This is a genomic window from Peribacillus frigoritolerans, assembly GCF_030676415.1.
GTDB lineage: Bacteria > Bacillota > Bacilli > Bacillales > DSM-1321 > Peribacillus > Peribacillus frigoritolerans_A.
In genome coordinates, this window is sequence record NZ_JAUUTW010000185.1 from 1 (window position 1) to 221 (window position 221).

Genomic DNA, 221 nt, shown 5'->3' on the forward strand with positions numbered 1-221 from the left:
AGTACCTCATTTCTCTACGTTCGGGAAAAATTATGAGCGACGCTTTAAAGATACAGACCTGTTTGAACAGATTTTCTATCGCATTTTAATGACAGCTGCTAATAAAAAGTTAATAAGTGCTGAACACGTTTTCGTGGATTCCACACATGTGAAAGCCAGTGCGAATAAACGGAAATTTGAAAAGAAAATCGTTCGTAAAGAAACACGAGCGTATCAAGGAC

General features: G+C 37.6%; 1 protein-coding gene. It reads left to right on the forward strand.

The window, feature by feature from the left end; all coding sequences use genetic code 11:
* Positions 1-221 (forward strand): transposase (locus Q8G36_RS29550; RefSeq protein ID WP_423806881.1); only part of this gene is annotated, 221 nt, incomplete at both ends.